This window comes from Leptospira ainazelensis (assembly GCF_016918785.1).
In the GTDB taxonomy this organism is placed as follows: domain Bacteria; phylum Spirochaetota; class Leptospiria; order Leptospirales; family Leptospiraceae; genus Leptospira; species Leptospira ainazelensis.
Map to the genome: position 1 here is coordinate 16,388 of NZ_JAFFPT010000009.1, position 16,590 is coordinate 32,977.

Sequence of the window (16,590 nt, forward strand, 5' to 3'; positions counted from 1 at the left end):
ATAAATCCTTAATTTGTCGCTACACAACGCACGTGATAACCGAAATCCTTATCGCTTGTACCGTAGGAAGTTCCGTAAAAGAAATTTACCGCCCAAGCCGCGCTCGAACCGGTAATAACCGAAGTCGAAGACCAGAAATACTCAACTCCACCCGTTGTCAAAACGCTAGTATCCATCGCGGGATTCATCTGCGATCGATCGACAATACTCTTGAGTTCGTTTATATTCGGAAGTCTCCAAGTTTTACCGGCAGGTAATACGGGAGGTTTCCTAGACAAAGCTCCGTTACAATATTTGAGGGCATCCATCCAATGGTAAACGCCCGGACTGCCATTCTCGTTTCCATTCTCAGCCCCGCAGGTGGATTGATTCGATGCGTTATCCGAACCCAAACCCGCAGGACAAACCTGCCACAAAAGACCGGTTCGACGATCTAAAACGGTTCCATCTTTTTTATCTTCAAAACGGACCGTTACCGTCTGTCCAACTGTTAAAGTAAATACGGTAAGACAGACAAAATAGAATTTCAGTGATTTAGAAAAATGATTCATAAGATATTATACCTATTCTGATTCCTTAAAATAGATTTTATGGAGCCGCCGAGCTAGGGATACTTCCCGAAACACAACGAGTCTTTTTACCGCGCCAAGTAAAATCAAAGAAAATGTTTTGTTCGCAAAAATCCACATACCAAACGTTTCGCAGGTTAGAAGTAAAAAAGGAAGACGTCCAAAAATCATTTTGTCCGCCGGCCCCGCTGCAACCCGCATTAAACGAGAGCAAATGACTGCCGTCATAAACTAAGACGGATTCCAATTCCTCTACCGAAGGAACTCTCCAATCCGTACGATTGGCATAACCGTTAAATATATGAGCATTCGGCGCAGGCTGCGGATTCATGCGATTTAAGTTTGCACAATATTTTAAGGCGAAATCAAAATTTTCATTGGAACCGGAATAGTTATCCTGCCAAACGAGGGAAGTGCGGTTATCTCTCGTACTCGTGTTCGAAGGATACGTCGCGTTGGAAAGAGCCGTTTTACTAATCGCCGTCCCTAACTGAAAATAACCGTCTTGACCAACTCGTATCGAAAGACCGTCCATCATATTAGTATTTCCTAAACAATTATCAGGGTGAAAGCCTCCCGATTGATAGGAACAACGATTTTGTCCCGTTTTAGGAATTAAACTTTTATAATTAACGTCTCTCGTAGAAAAATAAGAACCGGTCAAAAAGGTTCCCGCCAATTGCCCGGAAACATCGTTGCTCTGAGCCGAATTATTAGAAATATCTTTCAGACTATCCTTGTTGATTTCCCATCTCAAAAGCGCGTTTTCAGGAAAACGAATCCAAGGAAGCTCGATGGTAAGAATGTTATGCGGCTCTCCAACCCCGGTATTCCAAGTAAAATTCGGAACAGCCCCGGAAACCGTATCAAAACTAAAATCAACCCAACTGGTTCCGTTAAAATATTGCACCTTAAAAACTGGTACAATATCCTGCATCGGTTCGCTGAAAGTAATCTTAATTTTCCCGGGATCCGGTTTCACGTTATGAGCATTTAAAGACGGCGAAATATCCGTCGCCTGTGGCACGTCCAAATCCTTCCACACGATCACCTCCCTACTTGCATACTGAGGACCGAATCCTGCAGCCGCGTTCGCCACACACACCAAGAGAGTATTTCTTCCCAAAGAAAAATTGAGAGGATCGATAGAAGAATTGATGGAGATCGGATTGGACATACTCAAAGCTCCGCTCGAGTTCGTATTCGAGCCCAGAAGAGAAATACCGTTGTTACAATGACAATCTCCTGCATTAGAATACAACGCTCCGCCTGAGTCCTTGAATTTTCCGACGGGACAATTCGCAACGCCGGCATCGACACATTCGTTACAACCGGAGGACCGTTTTTTGAAAAGAGAATACGAAACCTTGTTTCCGCTTACCTGCCAAGAAACCTGCGCCGTCGCATTGTCGATCACAAGACTTCCGTAATAAAGAGCGGGAGTGGTACCCGTAATCGTAATCGTCGGAATCGAAGTATCGACTGAGTAGATCGCAGATTGAACCGAACCTAAATTTCCGGCCTTATCACGAGCCAAAAACTTAATCGCGCGATTCAGAGTTCCGTTTGGTAAAGGAATCGGAGTAGTATAAGTCGACCCCGCGAGAACGGCCCCGGAACTGCCTGAAATGAGAGGATTAGAACCGTCGATTGTATAAGCGACTACCGAACAAGGAACGCCGGAGTTATCATTACATTTTAAAGCGACGTTTTCCTCTTTCCCATAATTCCCGGCACCGGGATCCGCGGTAATCGTAGGAGCCATGTCGTCACGGACTACCGTAAGACTAGCCTGCCCTGTAAACCCCGCCGTAACACAAATAAAAATAGAATTGCTACCAACGCTCAAGGAATTTGCGGAAATATTAAAAGTGTTGGGCGCGTTAGCCGAAACTGTACCGGAACTCAAAACGCCTCCGTTACTGCATCCCGTACCGTTGGCGCGGATGCTAAAAGTACCGCTTTGATTACTTTTCCAAAAGATAGGGATCGAATTCACGGCTCCATTCATCGCACTCACATAACCGCTGGCAGAACCTCCGTCCAAAGTTACGTTCGGAAGATTATGATTCACTTCGTAAACTGCGGATCGAACTCCTTCCAAATTGCCGGCTAAGTCTCTACAACGATACTGAACCGTGTAAACGCCTTCGCCAAACCCGCCTACGGTAAAGCTCGTGGTTGTAGGATTTTTGACATAACCGGCTAACGGGGAAAATGCGGGAATAGAACCGTCTACGGAATAGATCAAATTTCCCGGCGCCAAATTATCCGCGCAAGAAATCGTAACGGATTGGGCGCCGCCGTAAATGCCGGGAGTGGGAAAAATAGACGACATAGGAGGATTGATATCGTTTCCGATCAAAGCTAAAATAGGATTGTCCACAACCCCGTCCCCATTCTCATCGTAACCGAAACCGGGATATATGGTAACCTTGTTACCGGAACAATTCGGTCCGGTCGTAAGAGTTATTTTTCCGTCAGCGCCGGCGCAAAGATAATAGTCAAGCATCCCATCTCCGTTGATGTCGACCCCGATCGGATCACCTTGAGCATTGGTCACAAAAATGATCTGTGGAATACCGTTTCCGTTTACGGAAACTCCCGATGCGGTCCCATTCCCACTCGGGTCAACGACAATTCCGGTAGAGGCGCCGCCTTGCGAACCTCCGTTAAAGTCTACAGATTCACCTGGAGAAAAAGAAAAAACCTGACCAGAAATCGATTGAGCCGCGATTCCTTCCCCGCCGCTTGCAACATTAGGAACCCCTAATAAGGACAAAAAGGCGTTATACAAAGCTGCAGGTGTTGCCGAACTTTTATTATTACCGCAAGAAAGGAAAAGAATAAAGAACGAAAATAAAAACGAAATCTTAATATATTTACGAAACATAAAACAAACCGATTCTCCTTGTTCAAAATCATCGAAGCTCAAAAACTTATGGACCATTTGCAACGCACCTAACGTAAGCTGTACCTGTTTTGGAAGAAAAAGGCGTCATACCTCCGGACTGAAAAAACACAGTCCAAGCATTCCCCGGTGAAGGGGCATAAGAGGACGAAGTCCAATAGTAAGAATTCTTAGTATTTGGAAAAAAAGTCGAATTAACCGCAAGAGTGGAACTCGCTGAAGTCATATCAACGAGACTATTCAATTCCTTGATAGTAGGAAGTCTCCAAGACTTACCCGCCAGACTCAAACCGTTGCAATAAGTCAAGGCGGCGGACCAAGTCGGCTTGGTCGCAGTACCAGTTGCGCAAGTGCCGCCTGATAAGCCTGCGCTGCACTTTTGCCAAAACAAATTCGACGTCGAATCGGCAATGGTTTGATCACCCGGATCGGACAGGTTTTGAATTCCACTTCCTGAGCCGGAAACACAACGGATGTTATTGGTATTGGAACGCACAAAAGTATCCGATGCGCCGTAATTAAAATTCACTCCCCAGGCCAGGAAAGGATTCGAACGTCTCAAGGTGGAAGACCAATAGTAATTTGCAATCGAGTCGGGAAACCCGGTGCTCGGAAATGTAGCGTTTGAAGAAGAGGAACCGAAAACCGCAAGAGTATCGAGTTCTTTCTGGGTAGGAAGCCTCCAGTCGGTAATTCCGCCAAAACCGGCGCCTGAATTACACTGATTCAAATAGGAACAACCGTTTACACCGGAATGATGAACGACATTACTCCCATCTTGAAAACTAAAGAAAGGCCAAGAATCCAACTTAACCGGGTTATTTGAAGAATCAACCGGAGAACAACTTGCTGCGGGAGTAATGATATTTACGCACTCGGTCACACCGGCGTTTAAAGAAGCGACCATCCCTTCTACGCAAGTTTTCCATTTCAAACCGGAAACGGAATCTTCCGTAACGGCATCGTTCGGATAACCTCCGTAATATTGAATGGAATAATTTCGATTCGAACCGGATTGGGTTTCCCCGTCCTGATTCGTTCCGGCGCAAGGAATTAGATTCCCATTGGAATCCCAGCAACTTGTTTGATTTGTCTTAAAGGGTTTAAAGAACTGGGAACGTACTCCGGTGGCAAAACTCTGCTGAATATCGTTTAGAGGGGCATTCCCGGCCGAATCCTGAAGGACCGCCTTGGAAAGTGTCCAAAGAATCTTAGCGTTTTCAGGAAAATTCATCCAGGAAAAATCGATCTGGAGCGTAGTCGCGTTCACCCAAGTATAAGTTGCCGTAAAATCGATACAATCCCAACCGGCGCCATCATAAACAAAAACGCTCAAAGGGGGGTTCGTCGGGGCGGGATAACATACATTCTTGATTTTTGCCCCCGTGGAAATACCTCCGAAAGAAACATCCATGTTCTTGTTAAAAACAATCTGAATTCTACCGGGATTTGGGATCACATAGACTGGACTCCCTGCGTTAAAGTCTGCAGGATTCGTAGAACTGACCGTGGGGCGAGTGTTATCCTTGGTTACAGTAAAGGAAACGTTTCCATAAAGCGGATCCAAACTAGCGTTCGCAACGCAGATAGAAACCGTATTCGCTCCTTGAGCGAAATTAGAATTTAGAATCGTCGTGGTGATGGGAACGCCCGCAGTCACGTTACCTGCGCTGTTGGTTCCGGATAAAATTGTTCCCGATGCACAATCGGTTCCGGAGCGAAACGTAAACACGCCGTTTCTATCGCTCACCCAACTCACACTCTGGTCGGAAGTTGCATTGACAAGTCGACTAACGGGTGCAAATGAATTCGTAGTAACGGTGGCGACGGAAGTATTAATAAAGTAATTCACCGACTGCAAAGGTGATAAATTGCCGGCAAGATCCACACCGATGAATTTTAACGTCACTGCGGTATCCAAAGGAATCGCAATCGGATTCTGAAATTGAGTTCCGGTTAAAATTGTCCCGTTAGCGCCGTCGATATTCGGATCGGAGCCATCCAATGTATAAGCAATGATTCCGCATCCCGCAGGGTTATTGTCGGTACAAGTGAAGCTTACATTCTGTGCGGTGCCATAATTACCGCCTCCTGGAATCGGGCTAATGGAAGGTTGAGATTCATCCCGAACAACGGTGAGCGTTTGATAGCCCGTGAGAGCGGCTGAGGCACAAACGTGAATTGTATTGACCCCGGCTGAAAAGCTATTTGAGGACACGCTAAAACCGGTTGGAGTATTCGCAGAGACGATGCCGGACTGTAAAATGGATCCACTCTGACAATTACTTGCATTTAAGCGAATTGAATAGGATCCCGAATAATTCGAAGACCAATCAAAGGAAAAATTATTAATCGCACCCGCTTGTGTACTGACTCCCGTAGAATTCACATTAGAAATACTAACGGTAGGCACGTTATGATTGATTTCATAAGAGTCGGTGTGAACGGACTCTGTATTCCCGGACAAATCCCGGCACCGATATTTGATTGTATATAAGCCGTCGCTACCGCCCAAGGTAACTTTTTTAATCTTTGGGTTGGACGCGACACCTAAGAGCGGACTAAAAGATGGAGTGGATGAGTCGGTAGTATAAAGAATGTTTCCAGGCGCAACATTATCGTTGCAAGCGATGGTCAACTGGACGGCGGAACCATAGATCCCTGGATTCGGACTAATTAAAGAAGTTGGAGCCAGAGAGTCCCCGCCAATCTGAGAGAGAATCGTGTTATCCGCTACTCCATCCCCATTCGTGTCATATCCTTGACCAACAATAACCGACACGGGATTTCCCGTGCATCCGGAGCCTGTCATCAGAGAATATTCGGTATTGCTCTTATAACAAATATAATAATCAGCGAGACCGTTCCCATCAACATCCACGGCAATTGGAATTCCGTTTTCATTAAATAGGAAGATAATGTCCGGAACTCCGTTGTTTCTCGTCGAAACCCCAAGAGTTGAATTGTCCCCACTGACTGAGACGATAGGACCAGTATTCCCGGACCGAGAGCCATTAAGATGGGAAAGGTCTCCAGGACGAAATGGATTTTCAGAGGGATAGAAAACACCGTCCACGTATGTACCGCGATTCGCAACTCCTAAATACGACAGAAAGGAGTAATCTGTGTTTTGCGGTTTGCAAAAGCAGAGAAAACCGAGGAAAAAAAGAAGAAATCGAAACAAAGAAGTATGACGTTTCAAAATCACCAAAATACATCTCCCCTGGAAAAATGATAAGTCCTTGTAAAATACTACAAAAAAAACTTGAAAAAGCTCTTCCAAGCGATGGGAATGGATTTTGAGATAAAATGCAAATAAAAAAATCACATTTTGTCAAAAAAAGCAGACAAATGACAAGCACATTCAAAAAACGAACTTAGGAATAGAGAAAACTTAAAATCTATAATAATCGCGAATATGACCAGAAAATAATGGAGAAAACTCTTTAAAAGAAGAAATACGAAGTCACCTGAAATAAAATATGTCGAGAGGGACAGATAACGTGCCCAAGAACGTGATGAACCTTATCCATTGAGGATAGGGAAATGCCATCATTTTGCATTATGTGCCTTTAATCAAAAGGAATTTTGATTAAAGCCGAACGGAAAATCAAGGCAGTTACGGTTCTATTTCGCCTAAAAACTCAGTTTGGTACTAGTTTTGACTCTCCTTTTTAGCCCTCATCGGTTGAAAGATTACAAGTCAATTTCGAAAAAATATTTTGCTCATGCGTATAATGAAAATGAAAATGTTATGTAGATTAATAACGATAAAACCGGCATCCATCCTAGGTTTCTATTTTCTTTTCACGTCCGCTATAAGTTCCCAAACCGAAACACCTAAGCAACCCCCTATGAAAATCACTTTGGACCATGCCGTCCTCATTGGGTCTAGCAACAGTGTCGTCCTCAAAGTTTTGGAAGCCCGAAAGGATGTCACCAAAATGGTCATCACCGAAAAATGGAGAGAATTCCTCCCTAAATTTGGAATTCAATATTACGGATTACGAAACCAAAACGTAAATTCGACGGATAACATATACAACGATATCCGACTAACCGTGCAGCAGTTAATCTTTGATGGCGGAGAAGCAAACCTAAATTTAGAGATTGCGAAATTATCGGAAATGCTCAACGAGCAGGATTTTAAAATCAATCTATCAAGATTGCGATTAGAAATACAAAAAACTTATTTCAAAGCCCTTGCCACAAGGGGAAAAGTTTTCATTCAAAAAAAAGCCTTAGAGAAAGCGCAAGAGGCATATCGTAAAGGACAAGTTGAATTCAAGCAAGGTTTTATAACAAAATTACAAATTTTGGATTTGGAAAGTAAAGTTAAACAATCCGAATTTAACGTACAAAAATCCAAAAACGATAGCGACCAGGCCTTAATGGACCTTAAACAAGTCATGAATCTTGATTATTATGCGAACGTGGAACTTGACGAAAATTTATTCTTCGACTTTGTAATCAATCCGCCTCCCTCCGTTAATATAGATGAACTGATCGCAAGAGCCAGAAACGGCAGAGAGGATTTGAAAAAAATGCAGGTACTGGTCAAAAAAGTAAAGAGTGAAAAAGAAATATTAGATAATTATTATATGCCCAAAGTTTTCCTGGGTGGGTATGCAGGCAGAAACGGCAACAACAATCAATTTTCGCACGATAGCTATGGAGTAAACTTTAATCTAGTCATGCCGTTGGGAAGTAGCGTTATTCAATCCAACGGAAACACGGGCGTTCAAAAGGATGGAAACGGAATTCAAACTTATCCAGGATTTGGAAATCAGACCGTTGGGCCCGGAACAAATAGCTACAATTCAACGTCGGTGCGTTTATTCGACAATTTAAGCCAATCTAGAAAAATCGTTGAAGGAGAAATTCAACTTTCGGAAGCCCTATTAAATTATCGAAACATGGAAAATCAGGTAGGTTTCGAAATTAAAAAAACCGTGGATAAGCTCAACCAATCTTGGGAATTAATAAATATCGCGAATTCCAGAATCAATCTTCAAGTCGAGTCAAGCAGAGTGACTGCGGCCAAGGTAGCTTACGGCCAGGCTAAAAAGGAAGATCAAATAAATTCCGAATTGGAAATGATAAAATCACAGGAAGATCTTACCGATGCATTAGCCTCCTATGCAATCAACTGTTATGAATATGCACAAGTAACCACGGATGAAGGTGGTTTACGAAAATTAATCAACTATTCGAAAGGTTCGGGCAATTCAATCCTTTCGAATCTTATAAAAAACCAAGAAATTACAAATAAACCTAAACGATAGGATAAGAAAATGACTGATCAAAGAAGAATTAACAGATATAGTAGATTAAATTTTTATTATGTGCTTTTTGCAATCCAATTGATAATTACAAATTGCCAAGATACTGGCGAAAAACTTTTGGGTTTAGGCGCGCTCTGGGGCGACCCTCCTCCGGAAGTAATTTTTAGCAGCCCTATGTCTGGCACGGACGGCCTTCCCCCCGACCAGAAATTCGACGTGGGTTTTAGCAGAGAGATGAACATGCAAAGCTGCAGAATTGCATTTAGTATGTCCCCACAAACCGTGGGATTCTTTACCGAATTAAATGGAACCGTACTTACTTTTGCTCCTTCTGCCGCATTAAATCCGGGTACTTATACCTATACAGTCACCAAAAGTTGTGAAGATAAGGCCGGTTTAGATCTTAAGGATCCTTTTAGCGCATCCATATCGATTGGAAACGCTTCAAACGCAGGCCAAAGTCCGGCTGTAAACGGAATGTTCTTATCTGCGGGAAGTAGTTTGGCCTGCAACGGAGGAACGGCGACACAAACGAATTTTTTTGCAAGCGATGTTACGAATGCCTGTATGGGAAATCCAAGTGTAAACCCGATCCTTATTAATTTTTCAAGACCAATGAATACTTCGGCAACTCTAACGGCTCTCTCCGTTAGCCCAGGAATATCCGCAAAGTATGTTTGGACTTCCGGGAATACACTTGCTATTCAACCTGACTTCGCATTGACCGCTAATCAAAGATATAACATCAGCTTCAATACCGGAGCCAAAGACATCAATGGAATTGCCTTGGGCGGAAATCCGATAGGGAGTTTTTTCGTAGGGACCGCCAATGCCGGACCAAGTGTGAACACAATAACCGCGAGTACAGGCTCTCTTGCAGGTTGTCAGGCAGGCATAGGAACCCCAGTTGATATCATGACGGCTAACGTTACAAACGGATGTTTAGGGAATCCGAACAGCCAATCAATCGCGATTAATTTTAATACTCCGATGAATCCGACCATCACACAAAGTGCAGTAGGGATCAGTCCGCCAGTGAGCGGGACATACACCTGGACTGCGGGAAATCAGACTTTAACTTTCACTACGGATTCAAAATTAGAATTTGGAATAAGATATACTGTAACCGTTGGAACGTCCGCCGAAGCGGCTAACAATAATAATTTATCGACTCCAGTATCCGCTAGTTTTATCGCGGGCGGGAACAATCCAGATCCGATCGTACAAGCGATTGGCCTTGTAAGTCAAGTTGGAGCTCCCGGATGTGCGCCCAGTTTTCCAGCGATTGGAAGTGCAGCGGGTGGAACCTGGGTTTCCACATCCTGTTGGTGGGACAATAGCCTACCGGTACTACAACCGAGCAATTATCGATTTGAAGGCGGCGATGAAGGAACTAACAATGCGGCTTCTTGTAACGATAAGACGACTGACAATTTTCGTTTAGTATTTAATAATTATATGAATCTAGGAAATACGGTTGGTGCAGTTTCCCTATCTCGAGATTCTGGGTCATCAACTGTAATTCGATTATCAAGTTGGAACTGGAGCGATTGCCAGGCAGCTTTCCCATTTGGATGTCGCGTTTTGGACGTTATGTTTTCCGAAATGGAATCTAGTTGCGGCGGAGTGAACGGGTTCGGTAGCTCTGCAGACTTTAATTTGACGAATGCAAAATTCGATTTTAATGCAAATAACGGCGCGATCCCTTATCCAGCCATCCCAACTTCGCCGAACTATCCGATTTATACCATTCAAGTTAACGGATCCGCGACAGACATTTTAGGACGACAACTTACACCGTTTAACTTTTCCATGGTGAGCCAATGAAATTGGAAAATAAAAACCTATCGAGCAGAAGAATGAAACACAATTTGATTTTGATCTCCCTCTTTCTTTGCATTTTACAAAGTCACTGTACCGCTTTAAGCAGAAGCGCAAGGTCCGCTGAAAAAGTAGAAAAAGTAAAGGCAAATTACCAAATCGGCTATTTAGAAAACAGAGATTTCAAATTTGACCCGTTTCGAGTTAAGAATTTTCTCAGCCTCTTAAAATTTGAGATCATTCGCGGTGGAAACGGAATTGTAGAAGAAGGCTCTGATGCGGAAAGTGCCAAACCAAATGCGACAGCGATGCCAACTCAACAAACCGCTCCGCCGCTATCGCAAAATCCGGAAGCAAAAGACACTCCTATATCGCCCAACTCAAACTTACCGATTGGGCCTGCCACCACAGAGATGATTAAACCTGCTTCCCCAGTAGTCGAAAACGTATCAAAGGAAACGAAAAGATTACTTAACGAAACGGAAATCAAAAATCTTGGATCAAAAATCAATTTCGATTATTATCTCCAGGGTTCTTTTGGAATATCTGACAGCGGAAGTATCTTAGAGAAAAATTTTACAACCTTAATATTTATCGATGTGCATGATAAATCGGGAAAACTCATTCGCACTGTGACTTTCTCGCAGGAATCGAAGCATTTCTCAGAAGCAGAGGATTTAAAACAAGCAAGTACGCATCTCGCGGATAGAATTATGAGAAAGCAGGAAAATCAGGAAACTAAAGCGTGGTGGAAATTTGAATTTTAGAATGGCATTCTACAAAAAAAGAAAAATCTCATTTGTACTCGTATTCTTAAGCTTTCTTTACCTAAATTGTGGCCTTTCTGAAAAAGAAATGGAAACGATGTATGAAAAAGGTACTGCCCTATTTGTTGCAAACCAACGGAATGAAGCATTAAAAATATTTCAAGAACTGTATGAGGAAGATGAAGATTATAAAGATGTAAAACTCTTAATCGGAAAACTTTTATATTACGACCGTAAATTTCAGCAAGCAGAAGAAGTTTTTCAGGAGATTTCAGACAAAGATCCTGCAAATTACAACGCTTTAGGCTGGTTAATCAAAGCTCAGTTTGCGAGTACACCTCTCAAAAAAGAATTAACGGAAAACCTGCAGAATTTTCTATCCAAGGATACGGAAAATGCTGAAATTCTTTTTATTAGCGGTCGTTTATTAGAAGAAACTGGAAAACCCGATCAAGCAATTCTCGCGTATAAGAAAATCATATCGCAGACAGGTATACTTGCTTTATCGCATCGCCAACTTGAGATTTTGTACAGAAATGCAAGATTGGAGAAAAAGGCATCTTACCATAACAAGAAATATTTGGAACTCATTGGAAAATCGGATTCTTCCAAGGAATAATTTTTTCATCCGGGATTCGCGTTTGCCATTAGGAGGACAATCAATTGATCGTAAAATTTTTGACGTCGAAATCAGGTAAGTTTGTTTTAGGGATCACTCTAACATATTTTCTAATATCTCTATTCCTAATACGGATTTCAAAAAATTCAAACAGTAGAATTTTAAAAAATGCTACATCCGTAGTCACAAAACCTATCGCTTTTGCATTACCCTCTTCTGATAAGACCGAAAACGACGAAGAGCAAATTGAAAGAATGTCGATTTTGGCGATGACCGTTCAGACCGAATCTATCACTCCAATGGTCGAAGCTTCGGGAATGATCGACTTCATGGAAAAGGTGGATCTCTATTCAAAAGTGTCGGGCAGAATTGAAAAAACTTTCTTTAAAGAAGGAGAAGAAGTCTCGCAAGGGCAGAAGCTCTTTAAAATGGAGACGTTACCATTAGAATTAGAGTTATTAAAACAAGAATCCACAATGGAAAGCTCCCGATCGCAGGTCAAGTTAGCGCGAGAAAAGTATATTAAAGCAAAGGGAAGTGTTCTTGCTAGAATTCAAGAATACGAAAAAGCCATATCGGTTTTAGAAAAAACAAAACAAGAATACGAAAAAGCAAAAAATACATTCGTAGGAATCGAAGAAATTTATAACGCCGGCGGATTTACTAGAGAAGAGTTTGAGAATGCAAAACTCAATTTAAGCTCAAAAGAAACCTCATATCAATTGGCGGAAAGGGATGTGGAAATAAGAGGTATTGGCCTTGCCGATAAAGACATACTAAGGAATAATTATAAACTCCCCGAGACAAAAGAGGAGAGAATAAGAATCTTAGAAGAGATAAATAGCTTAATCGAAAAGGCAGAATGGGAAGTGGCCGAAGGAGTATTAAAAGCCCATGAAGCCCAAGTAAATTCTACAAAAATGTTATTAAAAGAATCTATAGTCTTTTCACCTATTAACGGCGTTGTGGCTAAACAATTTAAAAACGAGGGTGAGATCTTGAGCAGTTCTGGTCCAGGTCAACACGTGTTATCGGTAATAAATGTTAAACAAGTTTACGCAGTACTGAATATACCTGAATCCGAGTCAATAGACCTCCGAAAGGGGATGAAGATGTCCTTCTCGGCAGATATATACAAAGGGCAACAATTTACAGGAATTGTCCAAATGGTTAGCCCAATAATCGATCAAAAAAGCCACACTGTGGAAATCAAAGCGCTCGTGGACAATAAAAGTAAACACCTTAAACCCGGAATGTTCATTCGAGCAAATATCACGACAGGTCAAGAGAAACCGACGATTAGAATTCCAAGCACAGCAGTCTTATTAAATGAGGACGGAACAAGTGGAACTGTTTGTTTGGTCAGGGACGGGAAGAGTTATCGTAACGAGGTTAAACTTGGTCCTCAAAGTGAAGGGAAAATCATAATTTCAGACGGGTTATCTAACGGAGATACGATCCTTTTGGAAAGAATATCTCAAATTAGAGACGGCATGTCCGTAAATCCTCTTTTCGACAAAAGATGAAAACGATAGTTAGTCTTTGTGTGACAAAACCGGTAACGGTAATAATGACTTGGATTGCCATAGTCATATTCGGAATCATTGGATTAAAAAATGCTAAAATAACTCTTCTTCCGGAAATCGCATTTCCGCGAGTGTCTATTATTACAAGTTATCAAAATGCTTCACCGGAAGAAATAGAAAATCTAATCACCAAACCCCTTACGGATTCTATTGGAACAGTAGGAGGAATAGAAAAAGTTTCTTCCGAATCATTAGAAGGAATATCCATAATTACTGTTCAGTTTTCCTTCAACACATCGATAGATTTCGCGATTATCGAGCTGAGAGAAAAAATAGATCTTATACGAGACCAGCTACCTCAGGATGCCAGTAGACCGATAGCGACCAGATTCGACCCATCACAATCAGCATTCCAAGAAATCATTATTTTCCCTAAAAACGATCTGGATTCCAAATCTCTGCGATCCTTTTCTGAAGAAAATATCAAAGTATTCTTCGAGAGAATTGAAGGAATAGCCTACGTACAGATTTCCGGCGGTTTCGAAAAAGAAGTCCGCGTAGAAATTGATCCCGAAAGAATGACAACATACGGCGTGTCCATTCCGGAAGTCGAAAAATCCATTCTATCGGCGAACATAAACATTCCTGCCGGCAGCCTTCCAGTTGGGAATAAGGACCTGCTCCTTCGAACAATCGGAGAATACAAAACCTTAGATGATATTAAAGAAACGATAGTTGCCACTAATAGCGGAGGAGTTCCTATTCCTATCGGAGCGGTCGCTTCCGTGTTTAGTACTTTCAAAGAACGGAGCGGTCTAGCTCGTTACAATGGTAAGGATTGTATAATCTTCTATCTTTATAAAGAATCCGGGAAAAATTCAGTCGAGTTATCCGATCGAGTTAATAATGAATTGAACACAATCAATTCAAAATTTTCCGAAAAACTATCGGCCCAAATAGTTTATGACGAATCCGTTTTTATACGCGACTCCGTTTTAGGGTTAGTTTGGTCGTTAGTCATTGGGGCTGCACTCGCATTCTCTATACTTCTCCTATTGATTCAGAGCTTTAGAGCGCCTTTAATACTTCTTATTATAATACCTTTTTCTCTACTAGCAACGTTCCTTCTCTTCTACGTATTCCAAATTTCATTAAACATGATGTCGTTAGGCGGTTTAGCGCTCGGAATTGGAATGTTATTTGATACTAGTAACGTCGTATTTTCCTCGATTGAACGGAATCTAACAAAACGAAAATCAGTTTTTGAAGCCGCAATAGAAGGCACAACCGAAGTAACGGGATCGATCGTTTCGGCAACCCTAACCACAATAATCGTATTTCTACCGATAATTTTCATTAAGAGTTTTATCGGCATTTTGTTTTCTGAAATGGCTATCGCAATTGTTTTATCGATTTCAATTAGCTTACTTGCGTCGATCACAATCATACCAACGTTATATGTTATTTTCGACAAAACTAATTTTTCAAAGGCTCGCGAAAAAAACAGACTTTTCGCAAAATCCGCCGGATACTATGACGATGCGCTCGCTGCCTATGAATTAAAATTAAAAGAATACTTAGATCGACCCAGAAAGTTGTATTTATTTCTTTTTGTAGGTTTCGTGATTTCCGTTCAGTTTCTATTTATTCTTCCACGTGAATTTATGCCAGCTGTGGATAATGGCGAGTTTATCATTAATATAGAAAATGGTCAAAACACTACTTTAATAAGTACGACGAGTATCGTTGATACCGTTGAACAAATCTTACTCTCTGACAAAAGCGTTAAGAGTGTAATATCGAAAATCGGTTCAGATAATGACGATTTTGTCTCGAAGTTAAATGGTGGATCTGGGGCGAACATTGCCAAACTTAGAGTCTTGCTTCAACCGAACTCTTCTAAAACAACAAAAGAAATCATCGAAAATCTGAGAAAGAGGCTTTCGTTTACTGAAGATATCCGGATAAATTTTGAAGGGAATGGTGATCTCATTGGCAAGATCCTAGATCCGCATAGTAGCCAATTAAATCTGGAAATTCACGGTGAAGATCTAAAAATATTATCTGAAATCGGTAATACTTTAATAGGGAAACTTGAAAAAAATCATATCGCAACGGATCTAAGGAGCACTCTCGAAACTAAAAAACATGAGTATCTAATTGAATTTGATCCAATTAAAGCGAGCTCTTTAAAGCTAACGAACGAATATATATCTCAATACGTGAAAGTTGCAAGCTATGGCGCAAATATATCCAGAATAAGATATCAAGAAGAAGATCTTAACATTCGCCTTCTCATAAAAAAGGACCAAATCGATAACTTAAACAAACTTAACGCTTTAAACATAAAGACCCCAACGGGCGAATTTGTAAGCATATCTCAACTTGCAAACATTAAGGAAAACCTTTCATCTGGATCGATCCGCAGATCGGGTAACTCTAGGGTGAATGCAGTTTATGGAAATCTTGATCTAAACGGTACAACTGAAAAAATCACCCAATTAATCTCTACTCTAAAATTGCCTGTCGGATATTCTGTCAAAATTGGTGGGGAATTCGAGAATATAGAAAAGTCCTACAAGGAACTTCTATTCGCTTTTATTTTAGCCTCTGCTTTGATTTATATGCTGCTAAGCAGCCAATTTCAATCGCTAAAGCTTTCAGCGATCATGATCTGCACAATTCCTTTGATGTTCATAGGAATATTTCCTGCACTATTCTTATTCGGGAAAAGTTTTAACATTAGCGCTTTTTTAGGACTCGTCTTGTTATTGGGCGTTGTGGTCGACAATGCCTCACTCTATTTTGAATATCTTGTTATTTCATTAGAGGAGCATAAAGAACTTAAGAAAGCCATTATAGAAAGCGGTAAAATTGTATTTCGACCAGTTTTGATGAATAACCTTACTACTATCCTAGGCTTGGTCCCCGTTGCCTTTGAATTTCAAAAAGGTGCAGAGTTTCAGTCTCCGATGGCAATCGTTGTAATCGTAGGGTTATTATCCTCTTTCATTTTTAGCCTCTTTCTGCTTCCAATATTATTCTTTTTATTATTAAAAAATCGCAAAAGCCAAACGATATAATCGATTTCA

The 16,590-nt window shown here is 41.5% G+C and carries 9 protein-coding genes; 6 read left to right on the top strand and 3 right to left on the bottom strand.

The window, feature by feature from the left end; genetic code table 11:
* Window positions 1–8: 8 nt before the first annotated feature.
* The 3 genes from JWG44_RS01675 to JWG44_RS01685 are packed head-to-tail and all read right to left on the bottom strand — an operon-like array spanning window position 9 to window position 6,688.
* Window positions 9–551 carry an Lcl C-terminal domain-containing protein gene (locus JWG44_RS01675; protein WP_205273232.1) on the bottom strand — a complete coding sequence of 181 codons (543 nt, stop codon included), beginning with the start codon at window positions 549–551 and terminating at the stop codon, window positions 9–11.
* A gap of 37 nt (window positions 552–588) precedes the next feature.
* Entirely contained in the window at window positions 589–3,462 is a 2,874-nt protein-coding gene (locus tag JWG44_RS01680; RefSeq protein ID WP_205273473.1) for an Lcl domain-containing protein, read from the bottom strand.
* A 46-nt stretch (window positions 3,463–3,508) separates the two neighbouring features.
* On the bottom strand, window positions 3,509–6,688 hold the full coding sequence (locus JWG44_RS01685) for an Lcl domain-containing protein (RefSeq protein ID WP_205273474.1): 3,180 nt from the start codon (window positions 6,686–6,688) through the stop codon (window positions 3,509–3,511).
* A gap of 646 nt (window positions 6,689–7,334) precedes the next feature.
* Between JWG44_RS01685 and JWG44_RS01690 the strand changes: the two genes are divergently transcribed.
* The 6 genes from JWG44_RS01690 to JWG44_RS01715 are packed head-to-tail and all read left to right on the top strand — an operon-like array spanning window position 7,335 to window position 16,581.
* A complete protein-coding gene (locus JWG44_RS01690; protein WP_408611859.1) occupies window positions 7,335–8,765 on the top strand; it encodes a TolC family protein in 1,431 nt (476 codons plus the stop codon).
* A gap of 9 nt (window positions 8,766–8,774) precedes the next feature.
* Window positions 8,775–10,592 carry an Ig-like domain-containing protein gene (locus JWG44_RS01695; RefSeq protein WP_205273234.1) on the top strand — a complete coding sequence of 606 codons (1,818 nt, stop codon included), beginning with the start codon at window positions 8,775–8,777 and terminating at the stop codon, window positions 10,590–10,592.
* A gap of 32 nt (window positions 10,593–10,624) precedes the next feature.
* Window positions 10,625–11,353 (top strand): lipoprotein, encoded by a 729-nt coding sequence (locus tag JWG44_RS01700; protein WP_205273475.1) that lies wholly within the window; start codon window positions 10,625–10,627, stop codon window positions 11,351–11,353.
* Window position 11,354: 1 nt separating this feature from the next.
* A complete protein-coding gene (locus JWG44_RS01705; RefSeq protein WP_205273235.1) occupies window positions 11,355–11,972 on the top strand; it encodes a tetratricopeptide repeat protein in 618 nt (205 codons plus the stop codon).
* Between the two features lie 44 nt (window positions 11,973–12,016).
* Window positions 12,017–13,498 carry an efflux RND transporter periplasmic adaptor subunit gene (locus JWG44_RS01710; protein WP_205273236.1) on the top strand — a complete coding sequence of 494 codons (1,482 nt, stop codon included), beginning with the start codon at window positions 12,017–12,019 and terminating at the stop codon, window positions 13,496–13,498.
* On the top strand, window positions 13,495–16,581 hold the full coding sequence (locus JWG44_RS01715; protein ID WP_205273237.1) for an efflux RND transporter permease subunit: 3,087 nt from the start codon (window positions 13,495–13,497) through the stop codon (window positions 16,579–16,581). Before JWG44_RS01710 ends, JWG44_RS01715 begins: the two co-directional genes overlap by 4 nt.
* Window positions 16,582–16,590 lie beyond the last annotated feature (9 nt).